Raw genomic sequence first — 26,886 nt, 5'->3', positions numbered from 1 at the left:
ATTGTTATTTTCTTATTTCTATTTTGTCTCCTTTTGTTCTGGCATTCATCTGAGGGGCATAATAATTCTGCATCACCGCAAAACCGCTTGAGAAGCTTCCTGAAGCATTACATACGAGGTCATATTCAAATACATATTTCCCTTTTGGCATATAATAAATAAAGAAGTTCGTAGAAGCATCTTTGGTCACCTGGTAATAGCCCAGATTATTTTTATACTGATACCCGGACAGCACATCTACAGGCTCCAGGCCGGCTGCCCTCATATCTTTCAGGTGTACATACTGCATCGGGCGGTCCGTATCCAGGATCATTCTTACGGTGAGCCTGTCTCCTACCGTCAGCGGGCTGTTTTCTGTAATTTTCAGCAGCTGCTCCCCGTTTTCGGTTTTAATCTTTTTATAATATTCCCTGTTCATCGAAAGATAGGTCTCTGTAGATTTTACATTTTCCAGATCTTCGTAGTACTGCCAGAATAATCCACCTTGTGCAATTCCCGGACCAGATTTTGTAACGGTAACTTCCGCAAGGCTTTGATTGATCTTATCAGATTTAATGATCTGTTTCAGATAGCCCGTCGTTTTGGTCTGCGGCACCACTTCTTTTCCGCCCCAGATCACTTTTGCCTTATCTGCTTCCGGGGTCGTCCATGATTTTCCTGAATTCATCAGGATGTAAATGATCTCTGCCGTAGTTCTGGAATTCCCCCATGAATTTACTTCTTTTTGAGTAGCCAGCCATACTTTGGATTCTTCAATGAAGTCAATATCGTTCGGAGCTACTTTATTCAGAGCTTCTATGGCGCCTGCATGATTCACGGCTTTGCTTTCATACCAGCCCCAGTCGTTCAGGTTCTTTTTCCAGTAAACACCCTGGGTTTCCGAGGATACGGAAGTTTCTTTCAGATAGTTGATCAGCTTTTTAGAGGTATTCTGAAGCCCGTAACTGTCGTAAATAAGTGCCGCCCTGTGGATTCCGAAGAACGTAAGATCCGTTACCCTGAATTTATCTGCCCGGCTGATGATTGTATTTTTCAATGCCGCTCCTTTTCCTTCAATAGGGTATTCTTTTTCCCAATACCTTCTGGCATCGAGATAATCCAACGCGAAATTACTCCACGGATTATCCTCTTCCTGTTTCCAGTATCTTTCCAGCTGCCAGTCTACAAAACCGATCAGGGAGGAAATCATAGCTTTCTGGCCGGATTGGTATTCTGAAATGCCGTCTTTAAGCCATTCGTTCATTTTGCCCAGATTTTTCAGGATGTACAATGAGCAGGTATACGAACTGTCGTAACCCGGAAGCCACGGAAATCCTCCATCCCTGTTCTGGTATTGGCTCAGCAGGTTCCAGTCTTTATGGATTGAATTTTTCATGGCATTCACTTCGAAAAGCCTTGAAATATTATTCATGATCTCGGTTTCAGATTTAGCCTGCAGTACCCATGGGGTTTCTTCCAGCAGAACCTGTTTCAGCTCCTGATTTTTTTCAAGATTGCTTTTCATGAGATCGGCAGTTTTGTATTCATCAAAAACCGCTTTCATTCTTGGATTGGCTTTGAAAATCTCAGTTCCCACCACATCTGAAAACCAGGTATTGAATATTTCATCAGAGGTTATATTTAAATTCTGGCTCAGATCAGGAAGTGCAAAAATAATTTCCCAGACCGGATTGGTTTTAAGCTCCAGCGTATTGCTGAAATTTGAAGCTGTTCTTGAGGTATTATTTTTTAAATTATCCAATGTAAATGTTTTGGTCTGTCCTTCCTTTACAAAAATCGGAACGGTATCCGTGAGCAGCATCCTGTTGGAAAGTACGGCTACCGGAATCTGTTCCCCGTCGGAATAGTTCCCTGCTTTTGCCACCACTTTAATGATGATTGAATATGCTTTATTGAAAGGGGTCTTCATGTTCCAGCTGACCACAGAGTTTCCTGTTCCTCCCACATTAAAATTCTGCACAGATGACGTGATCCCGAATAGTGAGGAGATATCTTCATTGGTTTCCGCATTCAGGATCTGTAAGGAGGCAGCACCAGCCATAGCTTCTTCGGTAAGATTGGATATTCTGGTCTGGAAATTCAGCTCATCCCCTTCTCTTAGGAAACGCGGATAGTTTGGATTGACGGAAAGTTTTTTCTGGGTAACAATATCTTTTTCCAAAACGGCACTTCTCGCGTCTTTGGTATGCGCCAGAAACATCAGCTTCCATTTGGTAAGCGCTTCTGGAGTGGTGAATTCAAAACTCACGCGGCCTTCTTTATCTGTTCTCAGCTGAGGATAGAAAAAGGCTGTTTCATTAAGGTTTTTACGGACCTGTACATCATCCAGATCTTCTTTTTTATCTTCAGACTGTTTCTCTTTCTTGTTATCTGCTAATCTGCTGTCTTCTTCATCTTCAAAGCGTCCTCTTTTTCTGCTTACTTCACTGCTTACTTCCATGGCTACTGAATATTTGGGTTTCGGACAGCCATTGTAGGATTCCAATCCAGGAACTGTAGGACATGCATCGTGCGCATCATCAACGCCATCACCGTCTGTATCTGTGGTAAAACCATATTTAGCCAGCAGATTATAAAAGACATTATCATCAAACCATCTGAACTCCGGGAAGTTAACATCTTTAGTTTTTATGTAATTGATTTTCTTATACCAGTAAAGAGATTCGAAGAAGTTATCTACATTATAATCTTCAATAACACTGTATGGAATGTAGTATTTATCAAATCGGTAGGTATTCGGGACAAATTTGTCGAGAGATTTGTCATACATGGCCGCCAGCACTTCTGCCACTACTTTTTCATTGCTTTTTCCCAGTATTTTAATGCTCCATTTTTCTTTTGAGTTGGGTTCTACTTTATCCCGGAAAGTAGTCATCTCAATTTTTAAAGGTTCTTCATCATTTTTAATATGAATATTGGCAAATTCATTCTGAACATCGTTGTAATGAGCCAGCACAAACTGTACATTGTATTTCACGATTCTTTTATCCTGAGAAACCGGGAAAGTATAAGCTAATACACCGTTGGTCAGCTTCTTTTCTTCACGTTTTCTCTGCCCTTGTCCGTCCTGCCAGTACACATTCACTACGGCATCCGGAATAGCAGAATACACATATAAAGTCACCTGTGAACCTCTCTTCACTTCCTCTTTGGGAGCGGTGATTTTCAGAAACGGAAACTGATCCGGTCCCAGACCGTTTTTATCCCAGATGCCGAAATCCTGCTGGGTTTTTATCGTGTCTTTTCCTTCAATATTGTAAATCAGCAGTCTGTAATCTCCGGCTTTCAGCATTCCAAGATTTAGTTCTTTATCATTCTGTGAACGTTCTGTAACGGTTTTCAGAATTTCCCAGTTTTTGCGGTCTTCCGACTTATCGTATCTGTCGTGTGGGAATTTTGACATAAATTCTTCCCTGGATATGTTCGGAAGATCCTGAATATTATTCTGGAAATTATTTCTCAGAACCCTTTTCGGCTGCTTCAACTGAACCAGTTTTACTTTATAATTCTTCTGTAAAGGAATATCATTGTAATTGAAAGATTTCACCTTGATTTTCACTTCTTCATCTGCCGTTGCTTCATTGATTTCATCAGCGGTGAGATAATGGGAAACCGAAGCTACTTTTACATCTGTTTCTGCAGATTGGGTTTCTCCGTTAATGTCGGTGGCTGAGGTTTTTACTTTATAATTATGAACCTGAATTCCTTCTGTATTTTCGTCTTTCTTCAGATCAATTTTAATGATAAACTCCCCTTTTTCATTCGTTTTTGCCTCTCCTAAGATTGAATTTTCATTGCTGTACTGCTCAACCGGATACCACCAGAAATAGCGCTGGCGGATGTTTTCATTTTTAAGCTCGAAACTGACTTTGGTATTGCTTAAAGGAATCCCCGAAAAGGTAAGAACTTTACCCTTTAGCTCTATAGTTTCACCATATTTGTAATCTTTTTTGATGGTATCAAAGGTGATCTCAAATTTCGGACGCTTATATTCTTCCACAGAGAAGTATTTTGAATCATTGATTTGATGACTGTTATACCTGGCATAGACCTCCATTCTGAATTTTCCGTTCAGTTTATCTTTCGGCAGCACAAAACTTCCATTGTACGACCCGAAGGCATTGGTTTTGAATTTTTGGGTACTTATGATCTGGTTGTTGGCATCATACAACGTTACTTCCTGCTCATTATTGATGATGATATTGTCCCTTCTTTTCTCAAAATCCGGAACAGTAGATACTGCTTTAAAATATACCGTCTGCCCCGGCCTGAATATTTCCCTGTCCAGGAAAAACTGGGTATGAGGATAAGGATAATCTCTGGAACGGGCTTCATAGGCACCTTCCATCATATTGAAATCATTATTCACTGGATCATAGATCAGGTAAGGAGGTATGGAATGGTATTCTGCCTTCTCAGATGGGAATCTTGCAAAATTATCCGTCTGAATAAGCAGCTGGGTCTCGTTCACCGTTGAATAATCTCCAAAACCATATCTCAGCAGTCTGGTATTGGGCATAGGCGTTCCATTTTCCCTTGAAACCAGGATATGGTCTTTCTTTTCGTTGTAAATAACTCTGGAAGAAGTCACAATAAACAGGAATTTTGATACATCTTCGCCGTTGATATATTCACAGATATACAAACCTTTGGGAAGCGCCTTCATTTCCAGGGCTGTGGTATGGTTATTAAAATCTTTTTTAGTGGGAAGTGTGAAAACATCCGTTCTGAAAAGGGTTTTATCTATTTTTTTGTAGTATTCAGCGTAATCAAGATGATTCAGATACTGGAGGTCTTTTTTGAAATTATTAAGTGCGTAAATCTTAATGGTAAACTGATCTGCATTTTTGTGCTGTGCTACAATCTGTATTGGTTTTTCCGGCTGGTTGTGAACTTCGTAAAATAGTTGTACAACGGGAGTCTTGACCTGATTTTCCAGATAAGTGATGTTGCTCAGGAACTTCGATCCGGGATATTCCCGTTTTACTTTATCAATCAGCGCGTTCGCTTCATCAGGTTTTGATCTGAAAAGACTGTTTGCAAAACTATTGACAATTAATATTTTATAATCTCCCTCTACCGGAGAATTTACCAGAGCGATCTGCTTTTCGGTAAACTGGTCATCTTTCTTTATTTTATTCTCGTAAATCAGCTTCTGATGTTGAAAATAAAGCTTTGGATTTTTAATGTTAAAATCAATCAGATTCTGGTATAATGCGAGAACAGCAGCCTGATTATCTGCCAGTTCATCTTTTGTAAATATATCGCTGTTGTTCAGGAATTCTATATTTTTTTTAACTTTCCAGTCGTAGACGGTAGGAAAGAAATCGAAATCACTGTCTTTATCAAAAGCATCTTTATAGATTTCAAGAGGTATTTTTTTAAGCTTTTTATCTATGGCTGAAAGTTCTGCAAACTTCTTCAGGTAGTAGTTTTTGAAATCAAGCTTCGTCCAGGATTCAATCTCCTTTACATCTCCTTTGTCAACATCCGTCCGTTTCTGAATGTCCCATTTCCTTTTTTCATAATAGCCTTCGAAAAACTCAATCTCCAGAACCTTGAATAAAAGCAGGTCATTTTTTTTCAGCTCCTCTTCCGTATTGCTGATCTTTGAAAAGAAAACCGACGCATAATCATTTTTAGGATCATCCTGGGTCTCTTTATAGATCACAAATTCCGCTTTTAGAGATTTAATGATCTCTGCAGCCTTCTTTTCTTTAATGGCTCTTTTCTGAATTTCCAGAATAATGGGAAGGTTTGATTTGAATTCTCCGTTGCGGTAGCCTTCTGCCACTCTCAGCCATTGCTCCTCATAGAAATTCTGAGCTGAGAAAAATATGCTGAAAAAAGTAAAAAATAACAGAACATATTTGGAGATGTTTTTCATAGGTATTAATTTTGATCAATGAATTTCTTAAAAATACTGAAAAAAACTGTTATCGACAGTCAAATTTATGTCTCCATTATGGGAACTTTGTTTGCCGTATTTTTTATGAAAGAACAAAACACCTTCCGATACCCTACTGTACTGCTTATTTTCATTACTTATTTCAGCGGTTATCTTTACACCAAATACCAATACACCAGACATTTTCTGAAAATACTGGCCCTCAATGCAGTTGCCGGAGTGATCTGTGCCTTTCTGATCATTCACAATCATAATGAAATAAGGCTTCTGAAATGGTTTATCATTGTGGTTTTGGGGCTTTTGTACAACAGTTTTTTTCTGGATGTGTATATCCGGAAGATTCCACTGCTAAAGGTGTTTTATGTCGGGTTGGTATGGGCGCTGGTCAACAGCTGGCTGACGCTTCCGGAATTCAGCCTTCCTATTTTCCTGACCAGTTTCTTTTTTATCACCGCACTGGTTCTGCCTTTCGATATCCGGGATATGAACAGTGACACCGTGCAGACTTTTCCCAGGCTGATAGGCGTTCAGAATACCAAATACATTGCCTATCTGATGGTTTTTATCAGTTGTATTATTGCTGATTTTTATCTTAAACCCATGTACGCTTTGGCATTTTTTCTGTCCGGAATCATCACCTATATTTTGATCTATTTCTCTGAAAATAAAAGGGATGATGCTTATTTTTCATTTGGAATAGAAACCTGTTCTGCACTTCCTTTTTTATTTTTACTAATAATGGAGTATTTTTGACAAATGATTATCAAGAAGCTTTCTCTGTACAATTTCAAAAACCATTCTGAAAAGAAGTTCGAATTCTCTCCGCAGATCAACTGTTTTGTAGGAAATAACGGCGCCGGAAAGACGAATATCCTGGATGCCCTCCATTATTTGTCCGTAGGAAAAAGCTTTTTAGGGAATACGGATATCAATAATATCAGAAGAGAAGAAGATTTCTTTACGATTGATGCGGAAATCCAGAATGAAGACAGCGAAGATATCATTAAAATTTCGCAGCCGAAAGAAGCCAAAAAGATCATTAAAAAGAATGATAAGAGCTATGACCGGCTTGCAGACCACATCGGATATCTGCCGAGCGTGATGATCTCTCCTTATGATTCGAATCTGATTTCGGATTCAGGAGAAAGCCGCAGAAGGTTTCTGGATGCCATGATTTCCCAGACAGATTCAGAATATCTTTTTGACCTGATTCAATACCAGAAAACGGTACAGCAAAGAAATGCGCTGTTAAAATATTTTGCTAAAAACAGAACCTGGGACAGAGATTCCCTGGAAATCTATGATGCCCCGATCACCAAATTCGGAACCGGAATTTTTGTCAAAAGAAGAAATTTTGTTGAAAAACTGGGCCCGATTGTTCAGAATTTTTATAGAATTATTTCGGGGGGAAAAGAAACGGTTTCCGTTCAGTATCAGTCTGATTTAAGTGAAGGCTTCGACTCCGCTCAGCCTGACAGCGCTTTTCAGCAGCTTTTAGCAGAAAGTATCGACAGAGACCGCATGCTGACTTACACTTCAAAAGGAATTCACAAAGATGACCTGCTTTTTGAAATGGATCATGTCCTGATCAAAAAAATAGGTTCACAGGGACAGCAAAAGTCTTTCCTTATATCATTAAAGCTTGCTCAGATGAGTCTTGTGAAAGAATTGACCAAAAAGACCCCGATTCTTCTGTTGGATGATATTTTTGATAAACTGGATGATACCCGTGTTTCTCAACTCATAGAACTTGTTAACCAGGAAAATTTCGGGCAGATATTTATTACAGATACGCATCGGGAACGTACTGAGAGCGTGGTGAAAAAGATTAACGAGGAAAGTATTATTTTTGATATATGATGCGGGGTGCGGGTTCCGAGATACGGGGCATGGTAGGATCTGAAGTTTAGATGGAAGTTTGAACTTAGCTGTTTAGGTGATTGGTAAGTTTTATATTTATTAAATTTAGCCTAAACACAAATGATTATGAGCTATCGAAATTTAGATATCTATAAAACCGCTTTTGAATTATTCTTAAAAACACATCAGGCTACTTTTCTACTTCCAAAGTATGAACTATTCGAATTAGGGAGCCAATTGAGGAGATCCGCAGATTCAGTCATTACCAACATTGTGGAAGGATATGGAAGATCTTCCTACAAAAATGAATACCTTCGTTTTCTCATCTACAGTCATGCCAGCAATGATGAAACGATTAATCATCTGGAAAAAATTATAGCCTTATACCCTGATATTGCTTCAGAATTTGAAATATTAAGAAACGAATACAATATATTGGGTGGAAAAATTAATAATTATAAAAAATGGGTCAGAGAGAATTGGAATGGAAAGTGAGTGCGGGTTTCGGGGTGCGAGGTACAGAATTTAAGAAAGAGTCGAAGTAAAATGATAAAAATTTTATAATTTTGCTTCCTTTCAATCTATTTTTACAGCGTGATACCGGTAACACGTAAATTTATTACTATCATAAAATAAATAAAACCAAACCTCACATATCTCACCCCGAAAAATCTGTAACCCGAAACCCGCACCCCGAAACCCGCATCCCGTCTATGAAGAAGAATAAAAAACGTGAATTTCAATCGTCGGAACTTGTAAAATCTTTTGCAAGGATTCATGGTTTTGAGCATAAGCTGCTTGCTTTTGAAATTAAGGATTTCCTTGAAGATTATCTGGACGAAAGTCTTTTCAATGAAATCAGAAGCGTGAATATTGAAGGCAAATGCATTATGATCAAGATCGACTCTCCTATTCTTAAACATGATTTTCAGATGCGGAAAAGTTTTTATCTTAAGAAGTTTCAGGATAAGTTTGGAGAGGATAAATTCAGTGATATACGTATTTTATGAAATTATTTTCATGAAATTAATCTACCATGTTAAATTTAATATTATATTTGAGAACAATATTAAATCACCTAAACATGAAAAAGTCTATTAAAAAATTAAACCGAGAAAATTTAAGACAAATTATGGGTTCCGGAGGAAAGGTATGCTGCCAGACCGTTTGTGCTACAGGGGAATGTAATTACTACACTGTTCTTCCTGCCAGATGCCCGATATTGGAACCTTGCGTATAACAAGACTAAAGTTTCAGTCTTTTTTGATCGGTTGAATATTTGATTTTGATCTATCAGTAAAAAAATAAAAATGCTCCTTCCGGGAGCATTTTCAGTATAGTTATCAATTTATATTTCTTCAGATCTTGTCACCTTGGCTTTAACCGTTTCTTTTTTATGCACTTCCGGTTTGCGGCGTATCGGCAGGAAAAAACTCAACGGACTTCTCATAAAATAGCGGAAAATTTCCCTGTAAATCTCTTTTACTTCTCCGAAATTCACTTTTCTGGAACGGAATGCCAGAAGCATTGAAAGCCCGAAACTTACTGCAAAATTGAAAAATCCTATTAAACCTACCGTAACAAACGATACCCAGAAGGTGTAATAATCTACATCGAACCCTCTTCCGTACAATGCTGCGGCAAAATTACCCGTGGAAAAGGTAATGTGACGGATGTCGATATCAATTCCTAAAAATTTCCCGATAGGACCTGTAACCCCTAAAAATACCCCGAACCAGAAATTGGAGACAATTCCTGCCCAATTCCGTGCATAATAAGAGGAAAATTTCTTTGCCGTTTCTTCGCCCAGAAAATGATTAAGGAACGGGTTCTTGGCGATTCTTTTCGGAATCTGGTAAAATACCGAACTGTTGCCCGTATTCCCGGCAATAATTCCCGAAATAAAAAGAAATACCCCGGCAATACTGGCGTGCAGCAATGCTTTGGAATCGAACATATCGATATCGTGAAAGAGTTTTGTGGCTTTTTCAGTTCCGTAATTATAGTTTAAAAGAACATCCAATCCGTAAATAACGATCAGTGCAGAGGAAAAAGTAATGAATACATTTCCTACAAATGCAATAAACTGACTTCGGAAAAGCCTTGAAACAAAATGGGCAAAATCAATATAGTTCTTTTTGGTATTTTTTTCATCGGAAAGCACCTTGGCCATTGTTGCCGCGGTCATTGCCGGCTGTTTGGTGGCAATGGTGTAGCCCATTAAATAAATCACTACAAAACACATCGCATAGTTCATTGCGTAGATGGCCGCGTGTCCAAATTCACTGGTGGAAAGTCCGCTGTACAGAATTTTAAGAATACTGCAGATTCCGATAATAATTCCTCCGGCACTGGCTTTCCAGAGCATCTTTAAATATTCTTTCTGGGATGATGTGATGTAATGGCTTCCCGCTTCGGCCGTATGATTGGTAATGAGATGGGAAATCATTCTCGTACTGTCATTGATGAGCTCCGAGATATTATTTTTGTGGGATTTGTAGCCTAAAATATTAAAAACCAACTGCTTGGATTTCACCAAAACATCTTCATCATTGTCTATGACCAACAGTTGTACAATTTCATAAATTCTCTGGGTCTGCTGGCGGATTTTCAGAAGTGACTGGTTAATTTTCCCTGAAATACCATATTCTGAGGAATTTTTAAAGGCAATATTCACAAATTCAAGACACTGCTCAACATAAATTTTAATCTGCTTGAACTGACTGCCCTTAGAGCTTAATTGAATTCCCGGATTTGTCTTGAACTCTGCCGCTAAAGCTTCCAGCTCGTTCTGCAATGCCAGAAAAGCATTATCAAAATTCCTGTATTCAGGGACCATTCTTACGACCTCTACTTCCATCGCCATCCCGGTAACGCGCCAGGAAAGGATGTTCATCGAGAATATCAGTTCACTTTTCACTTCTTCTTTCTGAATGAAATCTGAGATTCCCAACATCTGGAAAAACTCATTTAATTCATTTTCGGGAAGGTTGTGAAAATATTCCAGGTCTTTTTTGGGTCTGAAACAAACGTTGTCAATCATGTACCACACCGTTTTTTCATTTTCTACGGGTGGCAGCACTTTGTTCAGTATCCTTTTTTTCAACTCAGGAAAAAAGGCATTTTCTGAAAGAATATTGGCTTCGGTAAGGGAAAGATTGAACGATCTTCCTTTAAAAATCCTGTGGATGTAATGTTTAAAATGGTCAGCAAAATTCGGATTAGATCTGAAAAAATTGAGTACGTCCGTGAAATCTGCCCTTTTTATACTCTCCAAAAACTCTGCAAGAGGCTCAAGAGAGAGGGTTTCATTCTTAAAAGAGAAATATTTTTTAAGAACTGATTCAAAATTTGTGCTGGAAATAAAAAATTTCATTAGTACAAAGATACTATTTCAAACTCACATTCCTCATCTGTCTCATGATCCAATTATGTTTCTTTCTTAAATACGGAGATGGATTTTTAGGATCATATTTCTTTGGATTAGGCAGTACAGCAGCGATCCAGGCGGCATCTGAAGCACTCAGATCTTTGGAAGATTTTCCAAAATAATACTGGGCTGCAGCTTCCACGCCAAATACGCCCTGCCCCATTTCAATAGAGTTCAGGTACCTTTCCAGAATAATATCTTTACTCCACACTTTCTCGATGATAAAGGTATAAACCGCTTCAAGCCCTTTTCTGAACCAGCTTCTCCCCTGCCACAGAAATACATTCTTTGCGGTCTGCTGGGAAATGGTGCTTCCGCCACGGATTTTCTTCCCTTTCTCATTATTTTTCATAGCCTTCTCAATAGCGGTATAATCGAAACCGTTGTGGCTGAAGAATTTCTGGTCTTCGGAAGCGATAACCGCTTTTTTCACATTGTTTCCCATTTCGTCATAGGAAATATAATCCCTGTGCAGTTTTCCGTATTCGAAAAGACCTCCGATCTGCGTGATGGTAATTGGCGGATTTAAAAACCTGCCCCAGATAATGAAAACTACGTTCAGAACAAGAATAATGAAGATAGCCTGTTTAACTTTTTTCCACATAATTTTTCTAAAAAGGAACTGCAAAAATAAACAATTCGCCCGAGTTATTGAAGCTCTTTCATATAAGTCAGCTTATATTCCGGAAGAAGTTCAGGATGGAATATCTTAATGTAATCTTTCAGGATAAGATCTGCGCGTACAGCACCGCTCTCAAAAAAATCATTGGCTTTCCGCTTTTCTTTTCCTGCGATGGTATAGATCTTTCCTTTATTGAATACATCCAGTTTTCCATAGAAAGGATTGGTTCCCAGCATTTCCTTTTTGGAGGTGTGGCTTCCTGCATTTACCCAATACTGTACGCCGGGTGATTTGGAATATACTTCTTCAAAGCTCATCGTCAGAGACTTTTCGTCTTTATTGTCTTTCATGATGTAAGAAGCGTTGGCATCTGTGATATAATTGGCCACAGAGGTTTTTCCGCCCGGCAGGTACCAGACATCACCGTACATTTCATTGGCAAGTACTACAGGCTTTTCTTTGGCAGTTGATGCCAGTTTCTTCAGATCGCTGTAATTTTTTTCAATTTCCCTGTATTTCGCTTCAGCTTCTTTCTCTTTTCCGAAGAATTCTCCGAAAAGCTTGATATAAGCCGTTTTTTCCAGGGGAAGCTGTTCCATATACTCATCAAGGAAAACCACCTGGATTCCGTTATTTTTCAGAAGTTGATAGGCATTGTCAAAGCTTGCGATATAATTGGTGAAAATAGCATCCGGCTTCATGGAAATGATTTTTTCCACATCATATTTCTGTTCGCTTCCTACATTCTGGATCTTTCCTTCTTTTAAAAGGTTTTGAATTTTTTCCGAATAAATATATTCCGGGCTTGAAACCCCGATGATCAGATCTTCAGCACCAAGTTCCGCAATATACCCGGCCATGCTCGCATTTAAAAGGATTACTTTCTTAAACGGCGTCTGATTTTGTTTAAAATTATAGGTGAAATTCCCCGATTTCAGTTCCAAAAGACCGTCATGCTCCTTAAATTGGGTACGGTTTGATACTTGGGTCCAGTCTGAGGACGAAATTTTTTGTTCTCTTTTACAGGAGATTAGCGCTACAACTGTAAATAAAAGTAAAATTCTCTGTTTCATCTTTCAAAGAAAAGAAAAAAGTGCTATATTTGCAAACCCTTAAACAACAAGGTTACAACGGCCTCGTGGCGCAACTGAATAGCGCATCTGATTACGGCTCAGAAGGTTACAGGTTTGAATCCTGTCGAGGTCACTGAAAGAGACAACTATTTGATAGTTGTCTCTCTTTTTTTATACATAAAAATCTCTATATCAAACTTTTACAGCCTGACATTTTATAGTTTGAATTTTTTGATGTGAAATCTCTAGTCTATCTGAAACAGACAGTCTAAAAGTGCTCTATTAGAGATTTCATCGGTATTGAAGCGTAGTTTGAAATCCCATTAAGGTTCTAGTATATTTTTCTCTTTTGGCTTATCATAATTTTTTGATACTAAATATAGTAATTCCAATATAATTTTAGCTTCCTTCTCATTTACCTGAATTCCATTCTTGGCAAGAAGAATAATTGCTTGCTCAACTGAAACATTTTTATCAATGAAATTCATTTTTCTTATTAGTTTTTCTGTTACTTTTTTTTAATAATATTTTTGAAAATGCTTGATTCAAGTCCAAAGAGAGATCTCCTGTTTTATAATCAATATCAACTGGTGGAATAAGACTCACAAGACATCTTTTGTCTGAGGTATCAAACTTGGAAAATTTTTGGAAAATTTCAACTAGTGATTTATTTTCTATTTGATTCTTTCTATCGATAGCTTTTAATTTAAGAGTAATAACACGTGCTTCCTTCCTAAGATTTTTAGTACTAACCAGATATTCTTTTTTTAACTCATTATAATCATCAATCTTCAATATTCCTGCTATAAATAATTTTCTACCTCTAGAAAGAGTTAGTTCTTCCTCCTTTATTCTTCTTTCTAATAGTTTTTGACCGTATAAATAACTTGCTTTCTGTGTCTTTATATTCTGACCTTCCAAAATATCCTTAAATAGTTCAATTGTATTATTTGATAGAATCAATTGCTGAAGCTTATTTTGATAGCAATCATTCAGCAAAACTGCATTTATCCTTGTTCTACAGCGATCATGACAATGATAATATGGGTATTTTTTTGAGCTTCCTTGCGCAATACTCCCACTGAGTTTTCGATCACAAATAGGACAGGTCAAAAAGCCTCTAAGAAAAAACAGCTCTTTTAAATCATCTTTTTTAGAAGTAGTTTTTCTTTTTGTATTAATAACAGACTGAACTTGATAAAATAACGATTCAGATATTAAAGGTTCGTGCAAACCTATTATCATTTGCTCTTCATTAGATTTAAGTTTGACTGATATAAGCCCGCAATAAACTGGATTCCGTAAAATTCTGAAAAAGTGTGACCGTGAACATATCAATCCTTTCTCATTAGCCATTCTCATGATTTCAGAAATTTTATGATCGTTCTGGGCAACTTGATGAAAAGACCACTTTATAATATCCGCTTCAGGTTCTTTAGGGGCAATAGTTTTTTTACCATCCATTAATGTCAAATTAATAAATCCAATAGGCGCTTTATTAGGATGCCTACCCATCAACTTCGCTCTACGAATGCCATTTGCAGTATTTTGAGCCCTCCGAGTATTTTCTGCTTCTGGAACAGCTAAATATACAGCCAACATAACTGTGCTTTCCGGCACAGAGAAATCAATTGGTTGATCAATAGCCATTGCTATCGTTTTATATTTTCTAAGCTTTCCAATCATTTCATATGCATATTCAACATTACGACTAAATCGGTCCCATTTGATAAATAATATGTTCTTTTCTTCTCCCGATGATTTCTTTTTAATTTCTAAAAATAATTCTTTCCACTCTGGTCGGTTGAAATTTTTGGCAGAGTAGTCTTCCCGATAAATTCCTTTGACTTCTATATTGTTATATTTACAATACTTCAATAATCTATCCTCCTGCTCTGGTAGAGAGTAACCTTTTCTTTTTTGTTCGTCTGTACTTACGCGGACATATAAATAGGCTGACTTCATATAATTAATGTATTTATTTGATTTACAAATTAATATTTTTAAGCATATGAAATGATACACAAAAATAGTTTACGTTTTATTAAATAAAAAAAATCACTAGAAAGATTGATAGTAACCGCACTAATTAATGACATTGCTACATATTAATATGACACCCCACATATCAAAAGTATTTTAAGAAACAAAGAAATTTGACTACAATAAATAGATACCTTTCATTCAGGAATAGTTCGGATTTTAGTAAATACTCACCATCTAAAGTTAAACAGTAGATTTGGATACTATAATTTTGGATATTTTAATTTGTCATACTATACAAAATTGCTACCTTAACACAATTAATGTAGTCCTAATGCCTTTTAACCATTCAAATACAGATCACAAACCTCTAGTTCATGAGACTCACTTGCTGATAAATGATTTACAAAAACTTGCCGGACAGGTTGGACTCTTACTATTGGGGCATCATCGTCACATAGCAGCTATTCTAGCAGCTAAGAATGGAACAGCTCCACCTTCGACTAACGTGATGATTGATCGCGCACAAAGGCAACTTACTGCTACTACGGATCCAGAAATATGGAAACGGGACGGCTGGTTGTTTCAGATGATGACATGGATTTCTGTCCGGATGGAATACTCAGGTTTAAATCTAATCTCGCAGGCACCACATACAAATATGGCCCAACATGGCATCGACGGGCTAGCAATTGTTCTGACCTCTACAAAAAGAATTGAAGCATTGATTATAGCCGAAGATAAATATACCGAAAATCCCCGTCCCACTTTGAAGGACAAGGTTTGGCCTGAATTTAAACTGTTTGAAGAGGGTGAATTTGACAGTCAATTAGTTACCCAAATTACTATGCTTTTGGGAAACCTAGATGATGACGAACTTGAAACGATTATAAAAGACGACATTTACAAAAAAGAAAATAGGATTTATCGCGCTGGAATCACACCGCTTTCAACCCATTCTACTCCTAAAAAAACAAAAAGATTATTTAATGGTTATGATGACTGCGTATCAGGAACTAATCAAATTAGACGACAGACACTTACTTTTAGACAAGCAGACATACGGCAATGGATGGTTAACTTTTCTTCCTTGATTTATGATTTTTTAGAAACGCAACGTCCTTAATATGTACAATTCGATAACAGAGGCAGTAATCCAAAATGCACCAGAAATAGATGGCTCCAAAACAGAAGAGCTACCTCAATATTTAACAAAAATTTACGCTAGGATTGTTTCGGTCAGACGAAGAGTCGACGGAAATAGAAAAATTTCTAAAAGGTTACGAAGCGACATAGATGAATTGAGAAAACTTGCTAACAACCTAGAATCTTTTACGGTACTCAATAGAACTTCGAATAACCGTGTTTCCGCAGCTTTTGTTTCCGCAACCGCTCATAATTTGCTTCAATTAATTCGTGATAAAAAAAAATTTTCCCACGATCACGGTTTGGAGGCCCAAAATGTACCAAGTTGGATTTCTTCGATTCTTCTATTTCTGATAGGTGAAAGTCCGGCTGATGCTGCTGAAATAGCAGGAAGGATGAACGGTAAATCATCAAATACAATTCAAAATCAATTAGAAAACGCTATATGTCTTTTAGCAAAGGGGCAACTTGGATCAATGAGAGCGATTAGACCTGTTGTACGAGAATACGCTGATGATGAAGTAAATGCAGAGGCAGAGGATTATCTATGGATCCAATTGCTACGCGGGTTGCAGCAAATGGCTGGAAAATTACTTGGTTTAGACGAATTGGAAACCAACTACTTCCAAGAAGTAATCCAGTTAGCAGTGCACGATCTAACCCTTGCCAATTTCTCTGTCAAAAGTTGTTACTCGGGTGCTTACCATCTTGCTTTATTGCTAGATGTATTGCAGGAACAATTATTAAGCAGAGGAGTCATAAATGTCAATCCACCTACTGGAATTGATCCATTCGACTGGTTTCCCTTTCTTCAAAAACTCGCTGGGTCACGACCTTATTTATGGGAAAACCATTTCGAAGCCGTCCAGACCGGGTTTCTTAATTCTGGAAATTCTGCTGTTCTAACTTTTCCTACCGGAGCAGGTAAAACTACAGTTGCAGAGTTAAAAATTGCTTCCACCGTTATGGAGGGTAGATCTGTTTTATATCTCGTCCCTACCCATGCGCTTGAAGACCAGATCAATCGAGAATTGACAACTTTGTTTGATAATTTGAATAATAATGGGCTAGAAATAGGTGGAGAATTTACTGACTTCGATAATGAAGGACTTGAAACAATTAACGTTATGACTCCCGAACGATGCCTTACATTACTGGCAATGAACCCTGAACATTTTGAAAACATTGGACTGGTTGTTTTTGATGAGTTCCATTTGGTAAATTCCCGTATAGAAAGGCTTGACAAACGTAGCCTAGATGCAATGTATTGTCTTTTACGTCTATTTGTTGAATTACCAAACGCAGATTATCTTTTAATATCAGCTATGGTTGAAAATGGTGAAGAAATCGCTTCTTGGGTAAGTGCTGTAACAGGTCGAAATTGCGAAGCGTTTAATTCAAGCTGGAAACCAACACGACAATTACAGGGTTGTATTATTTATCCTCGTGAGGAATTACAAGAACTTAGAGAAATGGTTTTTAAAGCGCAATCCGAAGCAGTAAAAGGTGGACCGCCAAAAAAACTTAAAGATTTAATCTATGCTACTCCGAATCAAATATATAGTTTACGAAATATATGGGACCCAAAAAGGCCTCATGATTTTTTTGTAAGAAAACTTTTTGATAGAAAAATCAAATTAGAACTAGCCCCGACTTGGGGCATAACTAGCAACAGAAATAAAGTTGCAGCTGAGCTTGCAGCTCATTTTGTTGCTTCAGGTATTAAGACTTTAGTTTTTGTGAACAATCCGATCTATGCGATAAGCACTGCTCGTTATTTAAATGAGCAATTAAAAGAAAGAGTTATGAACCTGGAAAGTTTTGTTACGCAAAATTCCAGACGAATGACAAGCCTCGAACTTGAGTTGGGAAGCTTAGATCATTCATTTTTTAGTTTGGAAAATCAGGTTGCAGCACACCACGGCCTGTTGCTTCCAGTTGAGCGCCAGTTGAACGAATTATTGTTTAAAAACCTAGAAGGAATCCACGTTATTGTTGCGACAGCGACTTTGGCTCAGGGAATCAATTTACCGGCAGAGGTTGTTATTATTGCTGGCGACGACCGTTTTGATGAAGATACTGAAAGTTCAGAAAAATTATTAGCTCATGAGATTTTGAATGCAGCTGGTCGTGCTGGTAGAGCAGGAATGGCTGCACAGGGCGTTGTACTCATAGTGCCGGGACAAATCATCACATTTGAGCAAAGATCAGCAGCACCAAAAAGATGGCAAGATCTGCAACAAAGGGTATTTTCGAAAAGCGACCAATGTTTGACGATTAATGATCCCTTGACAAGATTTCTTGATGAAGTTACCAATAGTGAGGAAAATGAGATTTTACCACAAAACCTAAATAGTTTATTACTTCGATTTCACAACGATGAGACGGAAAAAACATCTATAAAATCTATCTTTAACAATTCTTTTGCTGCTTTTAAAGCTGCCCAAGCTACTGATACGTCCTTCTCTGATAAAGTATTTGAGCTTATTCAAAGGCGCGATAAGATGCAACTTGGTCAACGTTTCAATGACTGGGTAGAGGTCGTAAGTTTAAAAACAGGAATTAACCCCACAATCATTGAGCAATTGGGGAAAAGTCTGGACGAGATAGATTTGGATACTCTATTTGAATTTACTGTCACAGAATGGATAATATGGTTCTTTAATTGGCTTGAAGGTAATGAAGCACGTGTGTTAGAAATGTTTCCAGGTAATGCTGCTCGTGCACAGCTTGCTAGGGCGCTGGGTCTCAAAGTTTCAAAATACGACCAACAGGATGTTATTTCACGAATATCTGAGATTGCTCCAATATTGGAATCTTTTGTTATGGGAGAGAATTATATGGTCATTAATTCTAAAATTCCTGGAAGAGATGAAATTTATCTATCTAAAGCCAGGCACTTTATTCTACGGTTGGTTCCTCAAATTAGCTTTGCAATTGGCGTCGCCTCACTTACATTGAAAGAGTTATTATTCTCTCTAAACTTTGAGCAAGAGGATATACCTTTTATTATAGGAAACCTTCCCACTTTGATTAGGGAGGGCTTAGATTCTGAGGAAAAGCTTCGCTATAAAATGAGATACAAAAGATTATTACGTGTTGAAATACATCAAGCTTTTTAAAGAGATTAAGAATCCTCCGAAGAATTAAAGCAAAATTTTTATACAGTAAACTATGGAACTTTTTTAAATTATTACTTCTTTATCTTGTTAATTTCGATAATTAGATTGTACGTTTCAAGGCTTATTATTTTTATGGACTAAACGTTTGAATTCATTGATTATTGGATTCATGAATGCAAGGTTTTCAAATTTATCTTTTTTTTCAGAAAGCAGTACAGAAACTATATACTCCATATCATCTATCATAGCAGAATCGAAAGCATAAAAGCAATTGGTCAGATCATGACTTGATTTGAAAAAAATAAGTGACTCAGAATTCTTATATTTTATTCTTTCTCTACTTTCCAAATTGAGAATTTCTTTGGTATTTTTGTAAATATACATTTCTCCAACATACATAACGTCAATAATTTCCTCTTTTTCTATACGATTTGCTATTTCATACAGTTTTCTATAGACGGTTGTTTTTATAGAACTATCAAAGGACATTAATTGCATTGTGCTGTCATTGTAAACAATCAAGCATGTTGGCATAAGATTCTTTTGCATTTGAAAGGTTACTAAATGCAACATAATGAAACTCTCAAATAAATCCTTTGAGCCTGGAAACATTTTTTCAAAATTAGAAGATGGTACCTTTCCGTTCTTCACTCCTAGGCTTAATTCCGCCCTTGAGGCTCTCTCGAACATGTTTTTTCTAGTATAAAAAATATAATCATCCGTTAAAAGCATATTTTTCGGAATACGGTAAAACTTCATTTCATCAATCTTTTTTTCAAGTTGGTCGGATAATATGCAACTTTCGTTTACAGCCTCTTTCATTGACTTCATAAACAATTTCATATTACTGATACCTTCAACAAAATTGTCATGCAGTTCTTCAGTTTTCCCCCTTTCAAAAAATGAAAATTCTGCAGAAAACATTACTTCAACTAAATTTAATTTTGTAAAGAACTCACGCATTGAGTCAATCAATGTAGAGAACTCAATATCATCTTCAATTGTAAATGATAATTCTGGTAAAGCCAAATTGTCGGATGGTGTATATACTACTATACGAATTTTCTTCTCTAAATCGAAAGGTTGTTGTTTTAATACCTCATTTCGCTTATCTATAAACCATTTACACGTATCATTAAGTAGATATTTTTGTCTATTTTCTTCATAAGCTTTCATATACTCGGTATGGGCGAGCGACTTTTGAAGCATAAAAGTAACATTCCTATATTCAGAAAAGAAACTGTCCAGATAAGTAATATTGTCAAAAAAATTTGTTTCTTTTTCAAATTTCTCCAAACTACTAAGAGCGCTATATAGTTTATGGTAGGCTGAATATAATAGACCTCTCCCATTATCCTTTGAATCATTATTTTCCATAGTTATTAATAAACTGCTATAATAAAAATTTAGAAATAATTTTTATTTGAAAAATACACATTTATTTTAAATATCTATTTTCGAAAATATTTTTTAAAGCAAGTTCCAACTTTCTAGGTTTATCTACTTATAATTATCCAGTGTATCTCAATCACATCTTTCCCATTAAAATTTAGAGAATTTATTTCACACTAAAACAAATAACAAAAGGAATCAGAATTTTGGCAAATACTGAATTATTAAAATTATAAGAGAAAACTTTGAGAAAACAATTTTAAAAAACTTAGATTTTCAAAATAAAAAAATAAAGTAATCACTACCCGAATACTTACAACAACTTTATAAAGCCCGTAATGAAACCTTACGGATTCCCTTTTCTGACATTTAGATTAAATTCTTATCTTGGATAATTCGAAACATAAAATTCCAATTTAAAAAAGTCAATTCTCTAGTAATGAAAATAAATCCCAACAGCTCTATAAGAAGCGGATATAAATATGAAGATTTATTTACCTTAAAATTATGTGTAGATTGGTTATTAGACCCAAAACTATACGAAAGTATTCGGATTCAGTATAAGCCGGAAGATATTGAAATTACGCATTTTGCGATTGATGACATTGTTGCACAAAGGAAAGACGGAGGAATCGAATACTACCAAATCAAGCATAAACAGAACCCAGAAACTGATTTGTGGGATTTTAACCAATTATTTAATAAAGGGCTATCCAAATGGATGAAATCATACTTCGCACTAAAAGAACCAAATATTTTTTGTAGTCTTATAACTAATGGAAATATTGCCCCTGAAATTGAACAATGCCTGCAAAATGGATATTTGAATCCTTATAAAATTTCAGATGTCAATCCAGAATTTCTTGACAATCTGAAATCAATTTATACAGATCTAAACTTAATTAATATATTCTTTAGAGAGTTTTGCTTTCAATTTAATCAACCAAATAAAAAAGATCTGGAAGAAATTCTGCGAGAAATTTTATACAAACAATTAAAGGTTACTAAAGCCGGAGTTGATAGTCTTCTGCTTTTTATAGCAAATGAAGGAGCTGAAAAGCATCCGAAAACATTTACTTTAAGTGATATAAGATTACATCTATCGTGGGATAACCCCAGACCCTTAAATCAAAACTTTGAAATTCCTACAGACTTTGAGTTCTTCAACAAAAATACTCATCAAGATATTCTAAAGGACCTAACCAGTATAGACGGTGGGATTAAGGTATTTATAGGAAAACCTGGTAGTGGAAAAAGTACTTACTTATCTAAATTATATACATTACTTAAGAAAGAGAATACACTTGTATTTCGCCACCATTATCACTTAAATCCGAAAGACAATTCATATGCTGATCGATTAAACTCGGAACGTGTAATTGAAGGATTAAAAGCTGAATTTAAAAAACAGAAAAATACTGTAATTAAATCGTTAGGTGAACAAAATACTACGTTTACTCAATTAAAGGAGTTTATAGACCAAATTTCAGGTTACTGCAGAAATGAAAATAAATCATTTATTCTAATTATTGATGGATTAGATCATGTAATTCGAGAAGGAAATAGCCAAAGCCAACTTATAGAATTTCTAAATGAAGTTCTATATCCTCAAAAGGGGTATTGGTTAATTTTAGGAACACAAGAAATGGCGACAAACTGTTTTCCTAATATTATTAATCAATATGCACCTCGTAAGCAATGGATTGAAATCAAAGGACTAAAGAGAGAAAGTATAAAAAAGATAGCTATTAAAGCTTTTCCAAAAGACTACAAAATATATGGTACTCATTTTGAGACAATCGTTTCAAAATTATCACAGATTACTAAAGGTAACCCTCTACACTTAAGGTATGTTTTGACCGAAATAAAAAATTTAAAGAAAGGAATTTCGGAATTCGATTTAGACCGTATTCCTCATTATAATACTGAAATTGAAGATTATTATAAGAGCCTATGGCAACAACTTTCTTCATTAGCAAAGACTATTTCATTTGCGTTAACAAGCCTAGATTTTAAACTGCAAGAAGAGCAACTAACTTCTCTAGCATCTAATTTTTGCCAATATCCTTATGAGATTACAGACAGTTTTGCCCAAATTCGTCATTTATTCCGATTTGAGCTATCTGGAATATCAGTGTATCACAACAGTTTCTTTGTATTCATTCACAACCAACCAGAACTCAATGAACAGAAAATATTATTATATAGAATTCTACAAAATTGGTTAAAAGAAAAGCCCCAATACCAACTTTGCTGGTCTGAACTGCCAAAAGTTGAATACTATTTAGGAAATCCAGATATGTTATTGAATATTGATAACTCTTGGATTGTTAATCAATATCTTGACTGTCATAGTGAAACTACTATTGAAAATATCTTGTCTTTAGCAACAAAAGCTGCTTTTGAAACAAATCAATTGGATAAACTTATATACTTCTCAATTGTTGAAAATCTATTTAGTAATAGGTATTATAACTTGGATAAAACACTTGGTAATATATGGGCTATATCTTTTAAAACAAATAAAACCATCACTATACAATATCCCGATTTTAGTGTTTTAACACATTACCAACTTGCTGAGATCGTCATTGCTCTCAAGAAAAAAGGAATAACAAGCGTTATTCCCGAAGAAGCTATAGATCGAATTAATGAGTTATTTACTGAAGCTAATCACGAAATTAATGAAATTGCAAAGTCCTGGATTCAAATAGTTATCAATTATGATACTCCAACTAAAAGAATTTTCAAATTTATCAAACAATTCCGAGGCGATAAGCATGCAGCGCACTTTTTTAAATTTTACTTAGAAAAACTATTTGAACAACTTCAACAACCAATTCGTCATGTTGAGGAAATTTTGAAAACTCAATTACTTGAAGAAGAAAAGGAGGCATTAGCTGAGGTACTAATAGCTTATGATTTACAGAATGTAACTGCAACATGGGCACATCATATTGATACTCTGCTTCCAAAAGAAACACTCTTACAATTATTCTACAAGAGCCTTTTTGGTTACACAAATGGTAATATGGTTGAACTAATACCTTTAGACTCTTTTCCCATAAAAGTGCAATATCACTCTAGTGAATCAGAACCAATATTAGACTTACTCAAACATAATTTATTAGGAGCTTTTATTAATGCCTATATGGATTTAGGTGAATTGCCCAATATGGAAATTATGGATAATGATCCAAACAAAATCTGGGTATCTGAAATGTATATTGCCATTTTAAGTGTTGCAAAATTATTATCTGATAAGGCAAAGAATAAGAGCATTATAGATATTCAACATATTTTAAGTCCTATTGAAGAATTAGATATATTGAAATTTCCCAAAAATTATGATATCTACGAATATAGAAGAATTGGGATACCGTATATCATAGATTTTGTACTTTGGATGTCTTATATAATTAATAAAAAGAATAACCATAATCATGAATTACAATATCAAGAATTAAATTACTTGAAAAATAATAAATGGTACAATAAAGCATCCCTGTTTACCCTTATTAATTCTAAACGGATAAAACCGAACAAAATTGCAGTTCAGCAATTTATAACAACTGAATTACAACAAATACAAAATGAAATTATTCCATTTACTGAAAAATGCGACTATATAACAGATTTAGCGATTTTAGCTACTACATCTGACAATAATGAATTAATAAGACCACTTCTTGAGAGAGCCACAGCTAATATTCTGGCCTATTCACACCATAAATATATGCTTCTTCATGATATTTTGGAAAGTATAGAAGTTTGTATTAATGCAGCATCCAATAAAAGTAAAGATTTTTTAATAAAAATTTTTCCGTACATACATCATATCGAAAAGTTAACAGATGGAGATGAAACCAGGCATTTCATAACTGTATTTTGTAACCTCTTAGCCAAAGTGGATCCTAGAATGCTTTACAACATTTATATGTACAATCTTTCTATCAGAGAATATGATAGAGTAGAAAGTACTTTTGATGATATATTACATACGTTGAATTTTGATGATCCCGTTTCTAAAGCCATTGGTAAGACCGCAGTCAATAACTTGGAAACCTTGAATGAATTGCAGAAAAGTAACACATCAATAAAAGACATAATAAATAATTTGACAAGTAAGTTTGGAATAAATACAGCTACTCATAAACAATTAAAACAAGAGAAACTTGCCAGTAAAATAAACAAGGACCACAGTCATATTAAGCCAGAGGAACTTAAAGAACATCTTGTAGTAAAAATGAATTTCATCAATGGTCGTATTACATATTCTGAGTCATCATTTCTGAATAGTTGGCTTAACACTAGATTAAATTCCTTTCCACAGGAAGAGTATCAAATAATAAAAGTATTAAAGGAAATATTTAACAATAGATTTTCAAACATATCTGCCGAATTATTGGACACTATCTATCCTATTGCTTACAAATATGATAAAGAATTTGCATTCAACTGTATATGTTGGGCACAGTCTAATGGCAGTGGATGGTCTCCTACCTATATGCGTCGTATGAAGGAATCTCAAAAAAGATGGAAAAATGTATTAAAAGACTATCCAGGGCGAGAACAGGAGTTTTATTGCGAAAGTGTAAAAAATACAGGCTTACATTATGGCAAAGAAAAAAATTATAATGTTCCCATTCCCAAAAGTACACAATTTTATGTTGACTGTGGAGATATTTCAAAAGCTGAGAATATAACAAATTCTTACCTCAATCTTTTACCTGAAATATTTCCAAACATAGAATTACCCGTCCCAGACTTTTTCCTCAGTCCAGCAGAGATAACGCCATTTGAAATTTTGTTATCTCGCCTAATGTGGATTAATCCAGTTACCAAGGCTAGCGCAGCTGAAGCAATAGCAGATATATTGAAAAATGATTTTGATGGGCAATATCATGAGATATTTTTTAACTATCTTTTAGTACAATCTCTTGAAAATAGAGCTTGTGAAGGATTATTAATCCTAATTAAGTCCTTACAAAACATAAACTCTCTCACATTTAAATTTTTAAATCAAAATATATTAAACAATTTACTTTCTGTGCGATGTCTAGCAACTGATTTACTCATGCAAAACATCGCTGAAACATTAAAATTAAAACTAAATATTACTAATCCATTATATTTTTACGCTACTTCAGGAAAAACAGAACTAAATAAAGAAGACTTCCAGCACCTTGTAGGGCGAAATCTTCCTTTATGTTATATAGATTATGTAGATTCTCTTAAACAAAAGGCTGGAAATTTTATTGATGTATGGAACGTGTGGTGTACTTCATATGAAGAATATTGCCAAGACTTTGATTTAACATATGATAAAAGCAAAGATGAAGATTACTCGAACAGTCAGTATAATATCATCACTGGTAGAACAACTGTATTTGGAGACATTTTAAAATCAACATTTATGAAATTGGTTGATTTTCTCTATAATTATAACTTGATTGATTCCAATGATCTATGGCATTACACTATCAAAAATTTACCGATTGATTATTCCTTGTGGAAAATAAAATTTACACAATGTCCATCTTGGTGGCCTCAATTAAATATTAAAGACTCTAGAACAATTGAAGAGATTGATGATTATAAAACAGTATTAATAGAATTTCTACAGAAAGATAATGATTCTATTCCGCTTTTTTTTAATGGTAATTTTTCACATGGTGACAATCATTATGATTCAAATGTATATTGCCAACTAAAAGCCTTTGCCTTTGCAACTCCCAAAACCAGTTCATTGCAAATGGACGCAAAACAATTATACAAACATATAGCAATGAGTGGTTTTTGGTATCCTGCTAATGCACATTTTCATAATTATGGAACCTTAGATGGAAAATTGAGATTTCATCAAAATAACCAATCAAATCAGTATGTACCACTGATTAGCGAAATAAGGACATTAGCTAATAATATGTGGCAATACTATCGAATGAAAGATAATATAGTATTGCTATCTCCTATTTTCGATCAAGAAACACGGCTTGATTACAGCTCAGGTATACTTACATTTACAAAGGACCAAAATGAGATAGCATCATTTAACGATTTTCTATTAAATTTTAAAGATACTAGCCGCTATGGTACACCAGCCCCTTATAATAGTTATTTAATTATAGATCGAAAATATTTAAGGAGTTTCTTGAAAAAGAAAAACTTAACTCTATCATTTGTTATAAAACAAAAAATTAGTGTTAAAGACCGCATGAACAGGGATGATTTATATAATTCAACAAATTCTTATAAAATTATACATTTGAATGACTTTTAAAATTTGATAAACCCCCTGGAAAAGAAATAATACCATTATAGTTATATACCCGAAAAAGCAGAGTAAC

At 35.3% G+C, this 26,886-nt stretch carries 15 protein-coding genes and 1 tRNA gene; 9 read left to right on the top strand and 7 right to left on the bottom strand.

Features of this window, described 5'->3' with window-relative positions:
- Positions 1-4: 4 nt before the first annotated feature.
- Entirely contained in the window at positions 5-5,887 is a 5,883-nt protein-coding gene (locus tag JET18_RS06240; protein WP_202089746.1) for an alpha-2-macroglobulin family protein, read from the bottom strand.
- Positions 5,888-5,905: 18 nt separating this feature from the next.
- Between JET18_RS06240 and JET18_RS06235 the strand changes: the two genes are divergently transcribed.
- The 5 genes from JET18_RS06235 to JET18_RS06215 all read left to right on the top strand — a co-directional run bounded on the left by JET18_RS06235 (position 5,906) and on the right by JET18_RS06215 (position 9,008).
- Positions 5,906-6,661, top strand: a complete 756-nt coding sequence (locus JET18_RS06235; RefSeq protein ID WP_202089745.1) for a UbiA prenyltransferase family protein — start codon at positions 5,906-5,908, stop codon at positions 6,659-6,661.
- A gap of 3 nt (positions 6,662-6,664) precedes the next feature.
- Positions 6,665-7,768, top strand: coding sequence for a DNA replication/repair protein RecF (gene recF, locus JET18_RS06230; RefSeq protein WP_202089744.1), 1,104 nt, complete (start codon positions 6,665-6,667; stop codon positions 7,766-7,768).
- A 126-nt stretch (positions 7,769-7,894) separates the two neighbouring features.
- Entirely contained in the window at positions 7,895-8,263 is a 369-nt protein-coding gene (locus JET18_RS06225; RefSeq protein WP_202089743.1) for a four helix bundle protein, read from the top strand.
- Between the two features lie 218 nt (positions 8,264-8,481).
- Positions 8,482-8,778: a DciA family protein gene (locus JET18_RS06220; RefSeq protein ID WP_202089742.1), complete on the top strand. Its 297-nt coding sequence runs from the start codon at positions 8,482-8,484 to the stop codon at positions 8,776-8,778.
- 74 nt (positions 8,779-8,852) lie between these two features.
- Complete coding sequence (locus JET18_RS06215; protein ID WP_202089741.1) at positions 8,853-9,008, top strand: hypothetical protein; 156 nt, start codon at positions 8,853-8,855, stop codon at positions 9,006-9,008.
- Positions 9,009-9,116: 108 nt separating this feature from the next.
- Here the strand turns inward: JET18_RS06215 and JET18_RS06210 are convergent, their stop codons facing one another.
- From JET18_RS06210 to JET18_RS06200, 3 genes are read right to left on the bottom strand one after another with little or no spacing between them, the layout of a single operon-like run.
- Entirely contained in the window at positions 9,117-11,144 is a 2,028-nt protein-coding gene (locus JET18_RS06210) for a recombinase (protein WP_202089740.1), read from the bottom strand.
- A gap of 13 nt (positions 11,145-11,157) precedes the next feature.
- Positions 11,158-11,802 (bottom strand): monofunctional biosynthetic peptidoglycan transglycosylase, encoded by a 645-nt coding sequence (gene mtgA, locus JET18_RS06205; RefSeq protein WP_202089739.1) that lies wholly within the window; start codon positions 11,800-11,802, stop codon positions 11,158-11,160.
- A 44-nt stretch (positions 11,803-11,846) separates the two neighbouring features.
- Positions 11,847-12,893 carry an ABC transporter substrate-binding protein gene (locus tag JET18_RS06200; RefSeq protein ID WP_202089738.1) on the bottom strand — a complete coding sequence of 349 codons (1,047 nt, stop codon included), beginning with the start codon at positions 12,891-12,893 and terminating at the stop codon, positions 11,847-11,849.
- Positions 12,894-12,952: 59 nt separating this feature from the next.
- Between JET18_RS06200 and JET18_RS06195 the strand changes: the two genes are divergently transcribed.
- Positions 12,953-13,026 (top strand) — tRNA-Arg (locus JET18_RS06195).
- Positions 13,027-13,216: 190 nt separating this feature from the next.
- On the opposite strand, the gene JET18_RS06190 is transcribed toward JET18_RS06195, so the two are convergent.
- Both JET18_RS06190 and JET18_RS06185 read right to left on the bottom strand, forming a co-directional pair.
- Complete coding sequence (locus JET18_RS06190) at positions 13,217-13,381, bottom strand: PTS sugar transporter subunit IIBC (protein WP_202089737.1); 165 nt, start codon at positions 13,379-13,381, stop codon at positions 13,217-13,219.
- A complete protein-coding gene (locus tag JET18_RS06185) occupies positions 13,368-14,858 on the bottom strand; it encodes a recombinase family protein (protein ID WP_202089736.1) in 1,491 nt (496 codons plus the stop codon). The genes JET18_RS06190 and JET18_RS06185 overlap by 14 nt, the downstream gene beginning before the upstream one ends.
- Before the next feature lie 274 nt (positions 14,859-15,132).
- Between JET18_RS06185 and JET18_RS06180 the strand changes: the two genes are divergently transcribed.
- Complete coding sequence (locus JET18_RS06180) at positions 15,133-16,002, top strand: hypothetical protein (RefSeq protein WP_202089735.1); 870 nt, start codon at positions 15,133-15,135, stop codon at positions 16,000-16,002.
- Position 16,003: 1 nt separating this feature from the next.
- A complete protein-coding gene (locus tag JET18_RS06175) occupies positions 16,004-19,144 on the top strand; it encodes a DEAD/DEAH box helicase (RefSeq protein ID WP_202089734.1) in 3,141 nt (1,046 codons plus the stop codon).
- Positions 19,145-19,258: 114 nt separating this feature from the next.
- Here the strand turns inward: JET18_RS06175 and JET18_RS06170 are convergent, their stop codons facing one another.
- A complete protein-coding gene (locus tag JET18_RS06170; protein ID WP_202089733.1) occupies positions 19,259-20,521 on the bottom strand; it encodes a hypothetical protein in 1,263 nt (420 codons plus the stop codon).
- Positions 20,522-20,975: 454 nt separating this feature from the next.
- Between JET18_RS06170 and JET18_RS06165 the strand changes: the two genes are divergently transcribed.
- Entirely contained in the window at positions 20,976-26,819 is a 5,844-nt protein-coding gene (locus tag JET18_RS06165; RefSeq protein ID WP_202089732.1) for an ATP-binding protein, read from the top strand.
- Positions 26,820-26,886: the final 67 nt, after the last annotated feature.

Source organism: Chryseobacterium endalhagicum (assembly GCF_016745235.1).
Lineage (GTDB): Bacteria > Bacteroidota > Bacteroidia > Flavobacteriales > Weeksellaceae > Chryseobacterium > Chryseobacterium endalhagicum.
Note: the sequence above shows the minus strand (reverse complement) of the source record. Positions and strands in the feature narration are given on the sequence as shown.